This window comes from Pseudomonas sp. R3-52-08, from assembly GCF_003851745.1.
In the GTDB taxonomy this organism is placed as follows: Bacteria; Pseudomonadota; Gammaproteobacteria; order Pseudomonadales; family Pseudomonadaceae; genus Aquipseudomonas.
Genome location: NZ_CP027730.1, coordinates 1,632,346 through 1,648,499, shown reverse-complemented (window position 1 = coordinate 1,648,499; position 16,154 = coordinate 1,632,346). Strand labels below are relative to the sequence as shown.

Genomic DNA, 16,154 nt, shown 5'->3' with positions numbered 1-16,154 from the left:
CGGGAATGCCGAATACGATAGCAGGCTATTCGATAGCTTCGTAAGGAAGCCCGACGTAATTTTCCGCGATGGTCTTGCGCCCCGCCTCGGAGTTAATGAAGTAATCCAGCTCGCTCTCGGCAATGCGCTGGCTGAAGCCGTCCGCCTCGGGAAATTGATGCAGCATCGAGGTCATCCACCAGGAAAACCGTTCGGCCTTCCACACCCGCCGCAGGCAGATGGCGGAGTACCGCTCGAGCAACTCCACGCGCCCTTCGCGATAGACCTTGAGCAAGATCCGAAACAAGGTGTTCACATCACTGGCCGCCAGGTTCAAGCCCTTGGCGCCGGTGGGCGGCACGATGTGCGCGGCATCGCCGAGCAGGAACAGGCGCCCGTACTGCATCGGCTCCACCACGAAGCTGCGCAGCGGTGCGATGCTTTTTTCAAGGGACGGCCCGGTGACCAATCGTTCAGCCAGGTCGGCGGGCAGGCGGGTTTTCAGCTCATCCCAGAAGCGCTCGTCCGACCAGTCGGCCAAAGGCTCCTGCGCGGGCACTTGCAAGTAGTAACGGCTGCGGGTCGGCGAACGCATGCTGCACAGCGCAAAGCCACGGGGGTGCTTGGCGTACACCAGCTCCGGGTGCACCGGCGGCGTATCAACAAGCATGCCCAGCCAGCCGAACGGGTAGACGCGCTCGAACACCTGCAGCGCTTCGGGCGGAATCGACTGACGGGCCACGCCGTGAAAGCCATCACAACCGGCGATGTAATCGCACTCCAGACGAAAGGCCTGGCCCTGATGCTCGAAGGTCAGCCAGGGACGCTCACTTTTCAGGTCATGGGGTTGTACGTTCGAGGCTTCATACAAGGTCATGGCGCCGGCTGCTGCACGGGCGGCCATGAGGTCGCGGGTGACTTCGGTCTGGCCGTAGATCATCACCGACTGGCCGCCGGTCAGGGTCTTGAGGTCGATGTGGGTGAGTCGGCCATCGCGCGCCAAGGCGAAACCGTCATGCACCAGGCCCTCGGCGTCCATACGTCGGCTGACACCGGCCTCGCGCAGCAGGTCGACCATGCCTTGCTCCAGCACCCCGGCGCGGATGCGGCCTTGCACGTAATCGGCGGCCTGGCGCTCTAGGATCAGGGTCTGGATGCCAGCATTGTGCAGCAACTGGCCGAGCAGCAGTCCGGAAGGACCGGCGCCAATAATAGCGACTTGGGTTTTCAGCGTTTTCATTATTCTTATGGCCTGCAGGCTTCACCCGAACCGAACGAGTGAAAGAGTTGTCAGTGGACGTGTGGCTGACATTTTTCACTTGAGCGAGCAGCATAAGAAGGTGAAAACTGTTTCAAAGCCTGCGCTTTTTGCCAATCGGGGCGATTACCGACCACTTCCTGAGTATCGGATTGAAACCATGACCAACACCGCGATTCCGGTCTTCAAGCTTTACGGGGAAAGCCAACAGTGGCCGACCCCCGATTTGTTGCACTGCGAAACCATTTCCCGGCGCAGTCGGGAATACCAGTGGGAAATCCAACCCCACCGGCACGCGGATCTCTGCCAGCTGCTGTACGTGCACAAAGGCCAGGCACACCTGGAAATCGAAGGCCAGCGCACCACCCTCAACGAAGCGAGCCTGCAGGTACTGCCGCCGCTGTGTGTGCACGGTTTTCGTTTTTCCGAAGATGTCGAAGGTTACGTGGTGACCCTGTCGGCGCCCCTGGTCAGCCACTTGCAGGCGCAACTGGGCAGCACGGTCGATGGCCTGCACGCCCTGGGCAACTACCCGGCGGGCAAGGACAGTGATTACCTCAACAACCTGTTCACCCGTTTGCAGGACGAGTACGCCGACGATCAACCGGCACGCGACATGATGATGCACGCCCTGGTCAGCGTGCTGCTGGTGTGGGTCAGCCGCCAGGCGATCCAGCGCCGCCACCCCAGGGTGCCACGCAGCCGTGAATATTTCCGACGCTTCACCCAGTTGGTCGAACAGCATTACCGCGAACACCCCAAGATTGAAGACCTGGCCCACAAGTTGGGCATCTCGGTCTCACACTTGAATGGGACGTGTCGGGAGTTGGGCGGGCAGCCAGCCTTGCAGATCATGCATGACCGCCAGTTGCTGGAGGCCAAGCGCCTGCTCACTTACACCAGCATGACGATCAATGAAATGTCGGAAGTGCTGGGGTTTTCCGACCCGACCAACTTCTCACGCTTGTTCCGCCGCAGGGTCGGATTCTCACCCAAAGCGTTTCGCGAGCAGCTGAAGGCCGATAGCCCGCAGCATTAAACATCGGCGGCGTGCAGCGTGTCCGGCATCAACGCAAGGCACTGAAACTGCCGCTGCGGGGCACACACATGTCCTGATGGCAACTGATTGCAAAGGTGGGCTGCATCCGCGTCTGTTCCACGCGATACGCGGCCGTCCCGTACAGCGCGGTAGCCAATGCGCACAGGCTGAAAATCATCAGGTACTTTCTGGTTTTAATACTCATGACACACCTCTGAACAGATCTATACGGTGCTGTTTAAAGCATAGGTCAGTCCGGGCAAGTTGCCATGATTGCAGGCCATTCAGCCCGTTTATGTCGCCTCAGAGACCGACATCCCAAGCAGGCGCCTCGGGAAACCGCAACACCAGAAAATCCAGCAGGCTGCGCAACGCCGAGGGCATGTGCTTGCGCGAGGCGTACACCGCATAGATATTCATCTGCCGTGGCTCAGCCTCCGGCAGCAAGCGCACCAGTTCACCACTGCGGATCAGGTCGCCGGCCTGATAGCTGGGAAGCATCGCCACCCCAGCCCCAGCCAGCGTGACACGCAATAACGTACTGGCCTCGTTGGCGGTGATATTGCCGTGTACGGGCACCGACACATGCTCGCCGTTTTCCTCGAAATGCCACAGGTTCTTGCCGAAGTAGGAGTGGGTCAGGCAGTTGTGCCGGGCCAGGTCTTCGACTTTCTGCGGCGCCGGATGCACCTGCAGATAAGCCGGCGTGGCGCACACAACCGAGCGGCATACGGTCAGGCGCCGGGCGATCAGGTTCGGGTCCAGGTCGTTGCTGGTGCGGATCGCCAGGTCGATGCGCTCATCCACCAGGTTCACCGTGCGATCCAGCATCTGCAGGTCGACCGTCACCAACGGGTAGCGTTTGACGTACTCGGCAATGGCCGCGCCCAACTGCGCCTGGCCGAACGAGGTGCTGACACTCAAGCGCAGCAGGCCCCGCGGGGTCTCATCGGGCTCGCTGACGGCGGCCTGCATATCAGCGCACAGTTCCAGCAATTGCCGACAACGCGGCAGGGTTTCACTGCCGGCAGCCGTGAGACTGAGCTTGCGCGTGGTGCGGTGCAGCAGGCGCGCGCCGACCCAATCTTCCAGCTCGGCCAGATAGCGCGAGACCACTGGGCGCGACAGGTCCAGATGATCGGCGGCGGCAGATTGACTGCCCAGGTCCACCACGCTGACAAACACGCGCATTGCTTGAAAACGATCCATGATTTGCCCGATTTCAGAAACAAACTATGTCTCAGCATCGCATTTTTTGTGATGTTTTATGCAACTAAGCTCTGCGCATCCCTTACCGATGGCAGGAGCTGCCCGATGTTCTCGACCTTCAAACGCTTGACCCTGGCGACCGCCGCCCTGGCCTTCAGCGCCCACGCACTGGCGGCAGAGTTGAAACTCGAGGTATACAACCCCGGCGAAGCCGCGATTTTCCCGGTCAGCTCGGTGCTGGTCAGCGGTGCCAAGGACGCGATCCTAGTGGACGCACAATTCGGCAAGGGCCAGGCCGAGCAACTGGTGCAGAACATCCGCGCCAGCGGCAAACACCTGACCACCATCTACATCAGCCACGGCGACCCGGACTACTACTTCGGCCTCGACACGCTCACCGCCGCATTCCCCGAGGCGAAAGTGCTGGCGCCCCAACCGGTGGTCGACCATATCAACGCCACCGTCGCCGCCAAACTGGCGTTCTGGGGCCCGAAAATGGGCGCCGACAAACCGGCCAAGACCCTCGTGCCACAGGTGCTCGAAGGCCACAGCCTGACATTGGAAGGCCAGTCACTGGAAGTCATCGGCCTGGACGGCCCGCAGCCGGATCGCAGTTTTGTGTGGATTCCGTCGATCAAGGCCGTGGTCGGCGGCGTGGTGGTCGCGCAAAACATTCACCTGTGGATGGCTGACACCCAGACCCCGCAGTCCCACAAGGATTGGCTGGCCACTCTGCAACGTATTGAAGACTTGAAGCCGACCACCGTGATTCCGGGCCACTACCTGGGTACTCCATCGCCTGCCTCAGTCACCTTCACCGCCGACTACATCAAGGCCTTCGACATCGAAACCGCCAAGGCCAAGGATTCTGCCGCCCTGATCGCGGCGATGAAAAAGCGCTACCCGACCCTCGCCGACGAAAGCTCGCTGCAGTTGAGCGCCAAAGTCGCCAAGGGCGAAATGAAGTGGTAATTGGTTTTAAACCCTGACCTGACTGGAGAACGTCATGAGCAAGATCGCAATCATTGGTGCCACCGGCCGTGCCGGTAGCCAACTGCTGGAAGAAGCGCTGCGCCGTGGCCATACCGTCACTGCCATCGCGCGCAATACCGACAAACTGGCCGTACGCCCTGGCATCACGGTCAAACGCGTCGATGCCCTGGACGCCGATGCCCTGCAACAGGCCGTAAGCGGCAGCGATGTGGTGATCAGTGCGGCGCACTTTGCCACCTTGCCTGCCAGCGCCGTGATCGGCCCGGTCAAGAAGGCCGGGGTCAAACGCCTGTTGGTGGTGGGTGGCGCCGGCTCGCTGCTGCTGCCGGACGGCAGCCGGGTGATCGACAGCCCGGGCTTCCCGGCAGAATACAAAACTGAAGCCAGTGCGGGGGCTGAGTTCCTGGAAGCGCTGCGTCAGGAAAAGGAATTGGATTGGACCTTCCTGTCGCCGTCGGCCCTGTTCGATGGAACCGAGCGCACCGGTAAATTCCGCCTGGGCCAGGATGATCTGCTGGTCAACACTGACGGGACAAGCTCGATCAGTTTCGCCGACTACGCCATTGCCATGCTCGATGAAGTGGAAACCCCCAAGCACTCGCGCAAACGCTTCACCGTTGGCTACTGACACCCGTCAATTAAGCGAAAGTAGTCCAATGTAGGAGCGAGGCGGGCGCCTCGCTCCTACAGTGGCATTAGGGCAAGCCACCTCCCGCATGTGTGCAGCCAATCCATCAGCGGCTGTGGATGCAGGAGACTATTTTGAGCTGTGGACCACTTCAACCAGCCTGTTAATTCTGCCAGTAGACGCCTGGGTACAACGCCGTAACATTCAAGCCATGCACCGTGTTGATGCACAAGGAGGCTGCATGGCTAAGTTATCGATATTTTCCGGCAATCTCGTGGTGATTGGCTTTGGCTCGATCGCCAAAGCCACGTTGCCGCTTTTGCTACAACAAGAAACGCTGATCCTGCGCACCATCACTGTGATTGCGCCCGTGCTTGAGCAAACTTCATGGTTTGAAGCCAACAACATCATCTTTATCCAAGCGCACCTGGACGAAGACAACTACGAAGCCTTGCTTGACCGATATGTCGACCGCGGCGACTTCCTGCTCAATTTATCCGTGGACGTCAGCTCCATCGCCCTGATGACTTACGCCGCCCATGCAGGCGTGTTGTACCTCGACACCTGTATCGAACCCTGGGCTGGCGGTTATATCGACCCGGCACTGTCCAGCGCCCAACGCACCAACTACGCCTTGCGCCAGCAAATGCTCACGCTGCGCAACAGGCTCGGCAAGGGGCCTACGGCGGTGGTCGCCCATGGCGCCAACCCGGGCTTGATTTCACACTTGCTCAAGGCCGGCCTGATGCGATTGGCTGACGAGTTGAAGCACCCGGCGCCCCTCGCTGACGGCCAAGTGCAGTGGGCGCGCCTGGCGATGCAGATGGGGGTCAAGGTGGTGCATATCGCCGAGCACGATACGCAACGCTCCACCCAGCCCAGACAAGCTGGAGAGTTCATCAATACCTGGTCGGTCGACGGTTTTATCAGCGAGGCCGGGCAGCCAGCAGAGTTGGCGTGGGGCACCCATGAACGACACTGGCGCAAAGACGCACGACGCCATCGTACCGGGGCGAAAAACGCGATCTATCTGGATCACCCCAGCGCCACCGTGCCCGTCAGAACCTGGACACCCGTGGCGGGCAGCTGCCTGGGCCTGCTGATTACCCACCATGAAACCTGCTCATTGGCCGATTACCTGACGCTACGCGAACACGACGAGGTGATTTATCGCCCCACGCTGCACTATGCCTACCGCTGCTGCGACGACGCACTGTTGTCGATCAACGAGTTGATCGGTAACGACTGGGCGCCTCCGCGCAGCAAACGGGTGATGGGGAGTGAAGTTGCCGACGGCGGGATCGATGCGCTCGGGGTATTGCTCATGGGACATGCCTTGAATGCCTATTGGTTTGGCTCGATGCTGTCGGTTGACCAGGCGCGGGTTCTAGTGCCGTTCAATACGGCCACCAGCCTGCAGGTCGCCGCAGGGGTGTTCGCAGGAATGGTCTGGGCGGTGCGCAATCCTGACCGGGGTATCGTCGAGGCCGAGGATATGGACCATACGCCTATCCTCGACACGGCCGCCCCCTACCTCGGGCGTGTGGTTGCGCAGCGAACCGACTGGCGGCCGACCCATACGAGCGCACAGGACAAACGCGACGACATTCAATACCCGTGGCAATTTGCGCAATTCGCTGGGGCATAAAGCATTTTTTCAATAGCCCCAACGACTTTCTCATTTGCCTGCCCTCGCCCACCCGTGGCCTGATTCGCCCTGGTTCATTCAAGGCAGGCCCATGGAAAACGTTCAGGCAAAACCCACCACCGCCGTGTGGCTGATGATCAGTGTGGTGCTGGTCGCCCTCAACCTGCGCCCGTCGATGGCGGCCGTGGGGCCTTTGTTGTCGTCGATTCGCGCTGAGGTGCCGCTGAATTTCAGCAGCGCGGCCTTGCTGACCATGCTGCCGGTGATGGGCATGGGCCTGGCGATGTTCTTTGGCATGGGCCTGGCCAGGCGCTTTGGCGAACACCGCAGTATCGTGGTGTCGTTGCTGGTGATCGGCGTGGCGACAGTGTCGCGGCTGTGGCTGGATTCGGCGCTGGAGCTGATTGTCAGCGCCATTGCTGCAGGCATCGGGATCGCGCTGATCCAGGCATTGATGCCGGCGCTGATCAAGTCGCGCTTCAGCGCTGACGTTTCGTTGTTCATGGGCCTGTATGTCACCGCGATCATGGGCGGCGCGGCACTGGCCGCCTCGTTTGCGCCCTTTGTGCAAGTGCACACCGGCAGTTGGCGCATGGGTCTTGCGATATGGGCAGGGCTGGCGCTGCTGGGGCTGGTGTTCTGGTACGCCCAGCGCTCGGCGTTGCCGCCTATGCCTCACGTTGACAGCGGCTCGCAGGCGTCGTTTTTCGGCAATCGCCGGGCCTGGTTGCTGGCGCTGTTTTTCGGCCTCGGCACGGCGTGCTACACCTGTGTGCTGGCGTGGCTGGCACCGTATTACGTCGAGCAGGGCTGGAGCGAACAGCAGGCCGGTTTGCTGCTGGGTCTGCTGACCGCCATGGAGGTCGTCTCCGGCCTGGCGACCCCCGCCATCGCCAATCGCCGCCGGGATAAACGCGGCGTGGTCGCGGTCTTGCTGGTGCTGATCATCATCGGTTTCTGCGGCCTGATCCTCAGCCCGCAGCACCTGAGCCTGGTGTGGCCGTGCCTGCTCGGCCTGGGAATCGGCGGCCTGTTTCCGATGAGTCTGATCCTGTCCCTCGACCACCTCGACAATCCGCGCCGTGCCGGTGGCCTGACCGCGTTCGTGCAGGGCGTCGGCTACCTGATCGCCGGCCTCTCGCCGCTGATCGCCGGGATGATCCGCGACCAATTGGGCAGCTTCGAATGGGCCTGGTGGTCATTGACGGCCGTGGTGGTGGTGATGCTGCTGATGGTCATGCGCTTCAATCCCGCGCATTACGCGCGGCATATCCGCTGAGGTCGTGTTGTAAACACTTTTTGTCCCACCCAAAACATAGAAGAGTCCTACAGAGCTTTCTATTGGTACGAGCGTTCCGTTAACATTTTGCGCAGTCTTGTACTGAGTTCGGTACAAAGGGTTTTACGGACGGAACCGATGCTAAACAGTAACTTGCTCAGAAAGCTCGATATGCAGGACTTGATGGTGTTTATCGCTGTCTACGACCAGAGCAGCGTTACCGACGTGTCCGAAACGCTGTTCGTCAGCCAATCCACTGTGAGCTACAGCCTGAAGAAACTGCGCACCAGTTTCGAAGACGAGCTGTTTATCAACACCCGCGCGGGCATGCGTCCGACATTCAAGGCCACCACGATGTACGGCCATGTGCAGAAAATCCTCGAAAGCATCAACCTGTGCCACGCCGGGGGCCAGGCCTTCGACCCGACCCGCAAGGCCGTGACCTTCAATGTGTGCGCCCCGGAATACTTCGAACAGCTGATCCTGCCGCGCCTGCTGAAAAACTTCGACCGCGCCGACCTGCCGGTGATCGTCAACGTGCGCAAGCTGGAAGCCGAGATTCCCGCCGACGACTTGCGCGAAGGCCGCCTCGACCTGGTGATCTGTTTCGGCCCGAATTTTCACCGTGCGCATAAAGACTTCAAGACCCAAATGCTGCTCGAAGATGACCTGGTATGCGTCTTCGATAAACGCGCGGCGCCCCGGGAACCGGCATTCGGCCTGCAGGCCTTCGTCGAGCGGCGCCACGTATTTCCCACGCCCTGGACGTCCGACACCAACATGATCGACGGCTGGCTGGCGCGCCAGGCCCACAAACGCCAGGTGATCGCGCGGGCCAACAGCTACAGCGCGGCGTTGAAGATGATCAGCGGCACCGACTTCATCGTGACCCTGCCCCGCCGCGTGCAAAAGCTGCTGGCGTCAACCCCGGCGTACGGGTTTTGCGAAGCGCCGAATGGTCTGCCGGGCTTCACCCTGGATATGCAGTGGAATGAAACCAGCGAACAGGACAACGCCAATACCTGGTTTCGCGAGCAAGTGGTGAAGGTGTGTGAGGAGCAGCTACAAGCGGCAAGTTAAAAGCGGCAAGAGGTGCCGGGGTGGCTGTCAGCTTGGCGCTTGCAGCTTGTCACTCCCTGCGGCTTCTTTGCGAAACGGTGAATCAGACTTGGACGCCGAGCCCTCGATCACTCATGAACGCCTCCAGCCGCGAGCGCATCCAGCGTTCTGCCGGGTCGGTGTCGACGTGGCTGAGCCAGACCATCGACAAGTCCAGGGTCGGCGTTTCAAATGGAAACGCCTCGCAGAACAGGTTCCCGCCGGCGGCCATGGCCTGGGCCGTGTAGTCCGGCAGGCTGGCGATCATATCGGTGCCGGCGAGCAGCGCCGGTAGCGAGCTGTATTGCGGCACCGACAGCACCACGTGCCGCTTGCGGCCGATCTCCGCCAGCCATTCATCGGCAAACCCGGCCACGTTGGCGGTGTGGGACACCAGCACATGGGGCCGTGCGCAATATTCGTCGAGGGTCAGCGGTGTGTCGGATGCATCGGCGCGCAACAGGCAAGGCCGGATATGCCGCAACAGTTTACGCTTGGCATTCGCCGGCAGGCCGCGGGTCTGGGTGATGCCGACGGTGATATCGCCGGAGGCCAGCAGGTCGGGAATGCGCCAGTAATCCACATGCTGTACCACGAACACCACCTGCGGCGCCTCCTGCCGCAGAGCCCGCAGCAACGGCGGCAGCAGGCCGAATTCAACGTCATCGGACAGGCCGATACGAAAGGTCATGGTGCTGATGGACGGGTCGAAATCATGGGTCAGGCTCAGGGCCGACGACAGCGAATCCAAGGCCGGTGACAAGTGCTGGATGATTTCTTCGGCGCGTGCGGTGGGCTCCATGCGGTGGCCGACGCGAATGAACAACGGGTCATTGAACAAAGTGCGCAGACGATTGAGGGCCGAGCTGATGGTCGGCTGGCCGAGAAACAGCTTCTCCGCCACCCGGGTCACGTTGCGCTCGAGCATCAGCGCTTCGAAGACCACCATCAGGTTGATATCGGCCTTGCGTAATTCATTGCGATTCATCGGCGCCTGCCCCTTCCCCAAGACAAGCCGCAGTTTAGAAAGGCAACGGGGCGGCGTCTATGTCGGTCGACGCATCGGGTTTCCAGAGTTGGCTCGCGTCGTCCCCGACATCAAGGTTTCAAAGGAAATTCCTGATCCCGCTCTGAAAGCTCAGTCCCATCGTCGGGATGCTTCCAGGTTTGCGGTTTTTCTTCCTCAGGTCGTTGCCGAGGCTGTTCACGCTCCGACTCATTGTGCTGTTTGTGTTCGTCAACCATAGCCACCTCCCATTCATAAGCATTGAACCCAGCTTCAAGCGTAGAACAGGACCGACAATTCCGACGGCTCTTTCGATTGATAGCCAAGACGCATCAATCTATCCAAATTTGTCACTTATCATTTCTAAATGTGTCAGCCACTATCCCAAGTCTTAAGCGAAACAAGCACTTTAAAAAGAACGCTGGAGACACAAAACCATGACTAGCCCTTCCCGGCCTGCGGCTGCTTCCTCGAAAGTAGGCGCCGTACTGCGCGTTACTTCGGGCAACTTTCTCGAACAGTTCGATTTCTTTCTGTTCGGTTTCTACGCCACCTACATCGCCGCTGCCTTCTTCCCCGCCGCCAATGAATTTGCATCATTAATGATGACCTTCGCCGTGTTCGGTGCAGGCTTCCTGATGCGGCCGTTGGGCGCGATCATCCTGGGTGCCTATATCGATGACGTGGGTCGGCGCAAAGGCTTGATCGTGACCCTGTCGATCATGGCCAGCGGCACGCTGTTGATCGTGCTGGTGCCCGGTTATCACACCATTGGCCTGTGGGCACCGTTGCTGGTGCTGCTGGGTCGTTTGCTGCAGGGCTTCTCGGCCGGCGCGGAATTGGGCGGTGTGTCGGTGTACCTTTCCGAGATGGCCACCCCGGGCCGCAAGGGCTTCTATACCAGCTGGCAGTCGGGCAGCCAGCAGATCTCGATTGTGGTCGCCGCCGCACTGGGCTATGGCTTGAACGTATGGATGGAGCCGGCCGTCGTCGCCGACTGGGGCTGGCGCATTCCGTTCGCCGTCGGTTGTGTGATCATTCCGTTTATCTTCGTGCTGCGGCGCAACCTGCAGGAGACCGAAGAGTTCGCCAACCGCAAGCACCGCCCGACCATGCGTGAAGTGATGGCCACCCTGGTGAAAAACTGGACCGTGGTGATTGGCGGCATGCTGATGGTGGCCATGACCACGACCGCGTTCTACCTGATCACCGTGTATGCACCGACCTTCGGCAAGACCGTGCTGCAGCTGAGCACCTCCGACGCGCTGCTGGTGACGTTGCTGGTGGCGGTGTCGAACTTTGTCTGGCTGCCGATCGGCGGCACCCTGAGCGATCGCTTCGGCCGCAAGCCGGTGCTGGTCGCCATGACGGTGCTGACCGTTCTTACGGCTTATCCGGCGTTGTCCTACGTGGTCAACGCGCCAAGCTTTGCGCATATGTTGGAGACCCTGCTGTGGTTCTCCTTCCTCTACGGCATGTACAACGGCGCAATGATCCCGGCGCTGACTGAAATCATGCCGGTAGAAGTGCGCGTCGCAGGTTTCTCCCTGGCCTACAGCCTGGCAACTGCGGTGTTCGGTGGCTTCACGCCCGCGATCTCCACCTGGTTCATTCACATCACCGGAGATAAAGCGTCGCCGGCTTACTGGATGATATTCGCTGCGCTGTGTGCCCTGTGTTCTACCCTGGCGCTGTATCGCCGCGCCAATGCCCGTGGCCAGGTCATGCAGGGGGCCGCACAATGAAGCCGCTGTTCAAAACCCTCACGGCCTTGGTCCTCGGCGCCCTGGCGCTGTCAGCCCAGGCTGAGGAACTCAAGGTGATGACCTCCGGTGGTTTCACTGCCGCGTATAAATTGCTCGGCCCGCAATATGCCAAGCACAGCGGTGACACCCTCGACACCATCCTCGGCCCGTCCATGGGCAAGGCGCCAGAAGCGATTCCCAACCGCCTGGCCCGTGGCGAACACGCCGATGTGGTGATCATGGTCGGCTACGCCCTGGATGAGCTGATCAAACAAGGCAAGGTCGACCCCGCCTCCCGCGTGGAACTGGCGGATTCGCGGATTGGCTTGGTGGTGAAGGAAGGCGCGGTCAAACCATCGATCGGCACCGATGCCGAACTCAAGGCCGTGCTGAGCAAGGCCAAGTCAGTGGCGTATTCGGACAGCGCCAGCGGTGTGTATGTCGAGAAGGAGCTGTTCCAAAAGCTCGGCATGCCCGCCAAGGGCACTATGATCGAACGCGTGCCGGTGGGCGAACAGGTCGCCAAGGGTGACTACGAAGTCGGCTTGCAGCAGGTGGCGGAACTATTGCCGGTCAAGGGCGTGACGTTTGTAGGTAAAATCCCGGAGGACGTGCAGTCCGTTACGCGTTTTGCAGCGGGCATTCCGGTAAACGCCGAACATCCGCAAGAGGCCAAGGCGCTGCTGCAGTTCATGGCGTCGCCCGAAGCCCAACCGGTGGTGCAGTCCACCGGACTGGACTCGGTGTCACGCTGACCGAAACGGCATCTCCCGCACCAACCGCTCCAACTCCAGCGCCGCCGGCGGCAATGTCCGCCCGCGGCGCTTGATCAAGCCCACATTGCGCATCACCTGCGGTTCCACCAGCGGCACACTCACCAGGATCGGGTGTTCGCACGCCGGCATCGCAATTGACGGCACCATCGCCACGCCCAACCCCGCCTCCACCAACCCGATCATGGTAGTCACGTGGTGGGTCTCGCAGATACTCGGCTTTTTCACACGCACGCCGCGCAGGGCCTGGTCCAGCAGGAAGCGGTTGCCCGAGGTTTTGTCCACCGTGATGTAGTCATGCTCGTAGGCTTCGGTCCACGTCACGCTCTCACGCGCGGCCAACGGATGGTCACGACGACAGGCCAGCACATAGCGCTCCTGCAGCAACAACTCGAACTCCACTTCATCGGCCAGGCTGCCGCTGAAACTCACGCCAAAATCCGCCTCGCCACTCTCCACCGCATTGCATACCTCACCGGCACTGGCATCCAGCACCCGCAGGCGAATCTTCGGATACAGCTTGTGGAATTCGGAGATGACATGAGGCATGAAGTAGTACGCGGTGGACGGCACACAGGCGATGGTGACGTTGCCCATGCGCGTGGACGCGACGTTACTGATGCCCATCAAGGCGATGTCGAGGTCGTCGAGCATGCGTTCGACCTGGGGCAGGAACGCCCGCCCGACCATGGTCAGGCTGACCCGCCGCGTGGTGCGTTCGAACAGTTTTACATCCAGGGCTGACTCAAGCTTTTCGATGCGCCGGCTGAGCGCGGGTTGCGAGATTCGGATGGCCTCGGCAGCGCCGCGAAAACTGCCCTTGTCTACCACGGCGCGGAAGGCTTGGAGGTCGTTTAGGTCGAAGTTGATGATCACGGGAGGCAGGCCAAAGTGGTCGGGGTGGCGGGCATTATCGTATGGGAGCCGGTGGGATGCCATGCGTGCCGGGCGGGCTGGCCGGGATAACGCTGTTACACATATGAAGTCATACATATCAGCAGCTTATCAGCGTCCCCAGACCACGCAATCGCCAAAACGGGTCAATACTTGCGGCCTGACCTACACAACGGGAGAGGCAACACCGCATGGAAACCTATCACTTCTGGATGGACGACGAGACGCCGGATATCGGCATCGATCAGCTGCTTCTTGCATCGCGTCAATGGTCGAGTAGGATTGAATCCTACTCACCTCTGGCGGACATCCAAATGCGCTCAACCCAGCAAATGAGCATCACGTTGCCAATTGAAATGGCTGCCCTGGTCAAAGCCAAGGTGGCTGCCGGCGAATATGCCAGCGAAAGTGAAGTGATTCGCGATGGACTGCGCGTGCTGCTGGCACGTGACCGTGCCATGGACGATTGGCTGAGGGATGAAGTCATTCCTGCAGCGACCGCCCTCGAGGCTGAGCCTGAGCTCGGGCTATCCGCTGAACAGGTCCGCGAACACATGGCAGTCAAACGTCAGCGCAAAGGCACAGGGAAAGCGTGAGCTACTCGGTAGTCTTTTCGCCTGAAGCCCTGGCGCAACTCGATGCCCTCGAAGACTACATCAGCGATGTCGGCTCCCCGACTGTGGCTGCGCGTTTTGTCGACAATCTCGTCAGCTACTGTGAAAACCTTGCCCTGTTTCCCTTGCGTGGCCTGCGCCGTGACGACCTGCTGACAGGCTTGCGCATCACCCATTATCGTCGCACCACCCTCATTGCTTTCAGGGTGAGGGCTGGCTGCGAAACGGTATCGATAGTGGGGATATTTTACGGCGGGCAAGACTACACGGCGCTGTTGCAGGGAGATGAGAGTTAACGTCCAACACTGGATAAAACAGCCTGCTGAAAACGGGCCCGCAGGCTTTTAGTATTTCTTCTCGCGGATTGAATAAGTGCACGCCTCGTCACATCGATGACACTGATGATTACTATCGAAACGAGCGCCTGCCCGATTGCCCACACTGCTTTCTATAATCCCTTCCAAATTCCCTCCCCCGCCTGGCTTCAGGCGACATTCCTCTTGGAACCCAATTCATGCCAAGCGCGAGCCAGGCCCCTAGCGGGCTTCCCGAACATAACCAACAAAGTGTCAAACAGCAGTGGCTGGCGATTCTCTCGGTCGCCGTGGGCGCTTTCGCCCTGGTCACCAGCGAATTTCTCCCGGTGGGCGTGCTCAACGATGTCGCCAGCGACCTGGGTATCAGCGCCGGTCACGCCGGGCTGATGGTGACCCTGCCCGGCATCATGGCCGCGCTTGCCGCGCCGTTTCTGTCGGTCAGCATCGGCACCATGGACCGTCGCTATCTGCTGATCGGCCTGACGTTGGTGATGATCATCGCCAACTCGGTGGTGGCCTTCGCCAGTGATTTCAACCTATTGCTGTTCGGTCGTGTACTGCTCGGCATCAGTATTGGCGGCTTCTGGGCCACGGCCATTGCGCTCAGCGGGAGGCTGGCGCCCAAGGGCGTGGGCGTGGCGAAAGCCACCTCGATCATCATGATGGGCGTGACCCTGGCCACCGTATTGGGCGTGCCTGTCGGCACCTGGCTCAGCGGCCTGATGGGCTGGCGCATGACCTTCCTGGTCACCGCACTGGTGGGCATTCCGGTGTTGCTGGCGCAGGTTTTCCTGCTGCCCCGACTCACCCCGGAAAAAGCCATTCAGATCCGCGACCTGCCGGCCTTGTTCATCAACCCACAAGCTCGGGTCGGGTTGATCGCCGTACTGCTGATCGGCCTGGCACACTTTGCCGCGTACACCTATGTCGCGCCGTTTTTCAAACACAGTTCAGGCTTTGACGGCCCGACGATTGGCTCACTGTTGCTGCTGTATGGCGTGGCTGGCGTGATGGGTAATGTCTTCGCTGGCTTCGCCGCCAACCGCAGCGTCCGCAACACCCTGCTGTTGGTCGCGCTGATGATCGGTACCAGCACCGCGCTCTTCCCCTACTTCGCCACCGGCATGACCGGCGCCGCGATGCTGATAGCCCTTTGGGGCTTCGCCTTCGGTGCTTTCCCGGCCTGCGCCAGCATCTGGATGTTTGTCGTGGCCCCCAAGGACGTGGAGCGCGGCATGCCACTGTTTGTCGCGCTGTTTCAGGTGATCATTGCCCTGGGCTCGTTCTTTGGTGGGCGAATTGTCGATCAGATGGGTAGCTCGGTGTTGTTGAGCCTGGCGACGGTGTTGGTAGGATGTGGTTTTGCGACGGTATTGGTGCTGGGACGCAAAGTGAGTAATAGCTTGGTGGCGCAGCCGGCCTGACCGGGTTGAGACCGCGAAAAAGCCTGCTGAGCGTGAGTTCAGCAGGCTTTTTCATTTTGAGCGTGGATGATTATTGAACATGCTTATTGAAAAGCCTGGTAATGAGAATTCCCAGCGCAAGACGGGCGTGCGTAATTCCTTGGACTAGCCTGAGAAGGTCGCTGGTGTGGCGACATACTTTCAGGGAGCTTATATGCCAACAAGATATCGAGATGCCGTCACAGGGGAATATGTAACTGCGGACGAGGCG

At 60.4% G+C, this 16,154-nt stretch carries 16 protein-coding genes; 11 read left to right on the top strand and 5 right to left on the bottom strand.

The genetic code is table 11. The annotated features are described in order from the left end of the window. Positions 1-25 precede the first annotated feature (25 nt). Positions 26-1,210, bottom strand: coding sequence for a 4-hydroxybenzoate 3-monooxygenase (gene pobA / locus C4J91_RS07590; RefSeq protein WP_177412849.1), 1,185 nt, complete (start codon positions 1,208-1,210; stop codon positions 26-28). Positions 1,211-1,397: 187 nt separating this feature from the next. On the opposite strand from pobA, the gene C4J91_RS07585 reads away from it, so the two are divergent. Then, entirely contained in the window at positions 1,398-2,276 is an 879-nt protein-coding gene (locus C4J91_RS07585) for a helix-turn-helix domain-containing protein (RefSeq protein WP_124361755.1), read from the top strand. 28 nt (positions 2,277-2,304) lie between these two features. Here the strand turns inward: C4J91_RS07585 and C4J91_RS27515 are convergent, their stop codons facing one another. Next, a complete protein-coding gene (locus C4J91_RS27515; RefSeq protein ID WP_164484515.1) occupies positions 2,305-2,481 on the bottom strand; it encodes a hypothetical protein in 177 nt (58 codons plus the stop codon). A gap of 98 nt (positions 2,482-2,579) precedes the next feature. Then, on the bottom strand, positions 2,580-3,485 hold the full coding sequence (locus tag C4J91_RS07580; RefSeq protein ID WP_124361754.1) for a LysR family transcriptional regulator: 906 nt from the start codon (positions 3,483-3,485) through the stop codon (positions 2,580-2,582). Positions 3,486-3,590: 105 nt separating this feature from the next. Here C4J91_RS07580 and C4J91_RS07575 point away from each other — a divergent pair, with 105 nt between their 5' ends. From C4J91_RS07575 to C4J91_RS07555, 5 genes are all read left to right on the top strand, one after another. Next, on the top strand, positions 3,591-4,457 hold the full coding sequence (locus C4J91_RS07575; protein WP_124361753.1) for an MBL fold metallo-hydrolase: 867 nt from the start codon (positions 3,591-3,593) through the stop codon (positions 4,455-4,457). 34 nt (positions 4,458-4,491) lie between these two features. Beyond that, complete coding sequence (locus tag C4J91_RS07570; protein ID WP_124361752.1) at positions 4,492-5,106, top strand: NAD(P)-dependent oxidoreductase; 615 nt, start codon at positions 4,492-4,494, stop codon at positions 5,104-5,106. Positions 5,107-5,347: 241 nt separating this feature from the next. Next, entirely contained in the window at positions 5,348-6,754 is a 1,407-nt protein-coding gene (locus tag C4J91_RS07565) for a saccharopine dehydrogenase NADP-binding domain-containing protein (RefSeq protein ID WP_124361751.1), read from the top strand. A 91-nt stretch (positions 6,755-6,845) separates the two neighbouring features. Beyond that, on the top strand, positions 6,846-8,033 hold the full coding sequence (locus C4J91_RS07560) for a cyanate transporter (protein WP_124361750.1): 1,188 nt from the start codon (positions 6,846-6,848) through the stop codon (positions 8,031-8,033). Between the two features lie 138 nt (positions 8,034-8,171). Continuing rightward, the gene (locus tag C4J91_RS07555; RefSeq protein ID WP_124361749.1) at positions 8,172-9,113 is read left to right on the top strand and encodes a LysR family transcriptional regulator; all 942 of its coding nucleotides are present in this window, start codon (positions 8,172-8,174) and stop codon (positions 9,111-9,113) included. A gap of 82 nt (positions 9,114-9,195) precedes the next feature. Here the strand turns inward: C4J91_RS07555 and C4J91_RS07550 are convergent, their stop codons facing one another. After that, positions 9,196-10,119 carry a LysR substrate-binding domain-containing protein gene (locus C4J91_RS07550; protein ID WP_124361748.1) on the bottom strand — a complete coding sequence of 308 codons (924 nt, stop codon included), beginning with the start codon at positions 10,117-10,119 and terminating at the stop codon, positions 9,196-9,198. 455 nt (positions 10,120-10,574) lie between these two features. Between C4J91_RS07550 and C4J91_RS07545 the strand changes: the two genes are divergently transcribed. Both C4J91_RS07545 and C4J91_RS07540 read left to right on the top strand, forming a co-directional pair. Continuing rightward, positions 10,575-11,882 carry an MFS transporter gene (locus C4J91_RS07545; RefSeq protein ID WP_124361747.1) on the top strand — a complete coding sequence of 436 codons (1,308 nt, stop codon included), beginning with the start codon at positions 10,575-10,577 and terminating at the stop codon, positions 11,880-11,882. Further along, complete coding sequence (locus C4J91_RS07540; protein ID WP_124361746.1) at positions 11,879-12,637, top strand: substrate-binding domain-containing protein; 759 nt, start codon at positions 11,879-11,881, stop codon at positions 12,635-12,637. Before C4J91_RS07545 ends, C4J91_RS07540 begins: the two co-directional genes overlap by 4 nt. On the opposite strand, the gene C4J91_RS07535 is transcribed toward C4J91_RS07540, so the two are convergent. Further along, on the bottom strand, positions 12,629-13,531 hold the full coding sequence (locus C4J91_RS07535; RefSeq protein WP_065886461.1) for a LysR family transcriptional regulator: 903 nt from the start codon (positions 13,529-13,531) through the stop codon (positions 12,629-12,631). The genes C4J91_RS07540 and C4J91_RS07535 overlap by 9 nt on opposite strands. 332 nt (positions 13,532-13,863) lie before the next feature. Here C4J91_RS07535 and C4J91_RS07530 point away from each other — a divergent pair, with 332 nt between their 5' ends. The 3 genes from C4J91_RS07530 to C4J91_RS07520 all read left to right on the top strand — a co-directional run bounded on the left by C4J91_RS07530 (position 13,864) and on the right by C4J91_RS07520 (position 15,904). Further along, a complete protein-coding gene (locus tag C4J91_RS07530) occupies positions 13,864-14,145 on the top strand; it encodes a type II toxin-antitoxin system ParD family antitoxin (RefSeq protein WP_177412848.1) in 282 nt (93 codons plus the stop codon). Beyond that, positions 14,142-14,459: a type II toxin-antitoxin system RelE/ParE family toxin gene (locus tag C4J91_RS07525; RefSeq protein ID WP_124361744.1), complete on the top strand. Its 318-nt coding sequence runs from the start codon at positions 14,142-14,144 to the stop codon at positions 14,457-14,459. Before C4J91_RS07530 ends, C4J91_RS07525 begins: the two co-directional genes overlap by 4 nt. A 218-nt stretch (positions 14,460-14,677) precedes the next feature. Continuing rightward, complete coding sequence (locus tag C4J91_RS07520) at positions 14,678-15,904, top strand: MFS transporter (protein ID WP_124361743.1); 1,227 nt, start codon at positions 14,678-14,680, stop codon at positions 15,902-15,904. Positions 15,905-16,154 lie beyond the last annotated feature (250 nt).

What these genes read in the sequence shown, in the direction of transcription:
- C4J91_RS07585 (WP_124361755.1), top strand. Translation starts at nt 1,398, where the DNA reads ATGACCAACACCGCGATTCCGGTCTTCAAGCTTTACGGGGAAAGCCAA.
- C4J91_RS07555 (WP_124361749.1), top strand. Translation starts at nt 8,172, where the DNA reads ATGCTAAACAGTAACTTGCTCAGAAAGCTCGATATGCAGGACTTGATG.
- C4J91_RS07530 (WP_177412848.1), top strand. Translation starts at nt 13,864, where the DNA reads ATGCGCTCAACCCAGCAAATGAGCATCACGTTGCCAATTGAAATGGCT.
- C4J91_RS07540 (WP_124361746.1), top strand. Translation starts at nt 11,879, where the DNA reads ATGAAGCCGCTGTTCAAAACCCTCACGGCCTTGGTCCTCGGCGCCCTG.
- C4J91_RS27515 (WP_164484515.1), bottom strand. Translation starts at nt 2,481, where the DNA reads ATGAGTATTAAAACCAGAAAGTACCTGATGATTTTCAGCCTGTGCGCA.
- C4J91_RS07570 (WP_124361752.1), top strand. Translation starts at nt 4,492, where the DNA reads ATGAGCAAGATCGCAATCATTGGTGCCACCGGCCGTGCCGGTAGCCAA.
- C4J91_RS07575 (WP_124361753.1), top strand. Translation starts at nt 3,591, where the DNA reads ATGTTCTCGACCTTCAAACGCTTGACCCTGGCGACCGCCGCCCTGGCC.
- C4J91_RS07545 (WP_124361747.1), top strand. Translation starts at nt 10,575, where the DNA reads ATGACTAGCCCTTCCCGGCCTGCGGCTGCTTCCTCGAAAGTAGGCGCC.
- C4J91_RS07550 (WP_124361748.1), bottom strand. Translation starts at nt 10,119, where the DNA reads ATGAATCGCAATGAATTACGCAAGGCCGATATCAACCTGATGGTGGTC.
- C4J91_RS07565 (WP_124361751.1), top strand. Translation starts at nt 5,348, where the DNA reads ATGGCTAAGTTATCGATATTTTCCGGCAATCTCGTGGTGATTGGCTTT.
- C4J91_RS07560 (WP_124361750.1), top strand. Translation starts at nt 6,846, where the DNA reads ATGGAAAACGTTCAGGCAAAACCCACCACCGCCGTGTGGCTGATGATC.
- C4J91_RS07580 (WP_124361754.1), bottom strand. Translation starts at nt 3,485, where the DNA reads ATGGATCGTTTTCAAGCAATGCGCGTGTTTGTCAGCGTGGTGGACCTG.
- C4J91_RS07520 (WP_124361743.1), top strand. Translation starts at nt 14,678, where the DNA reads ATGCCAAGCGCGAGCCAGGCCCCTAGCGGGCTTCCCGAACATAACCAA.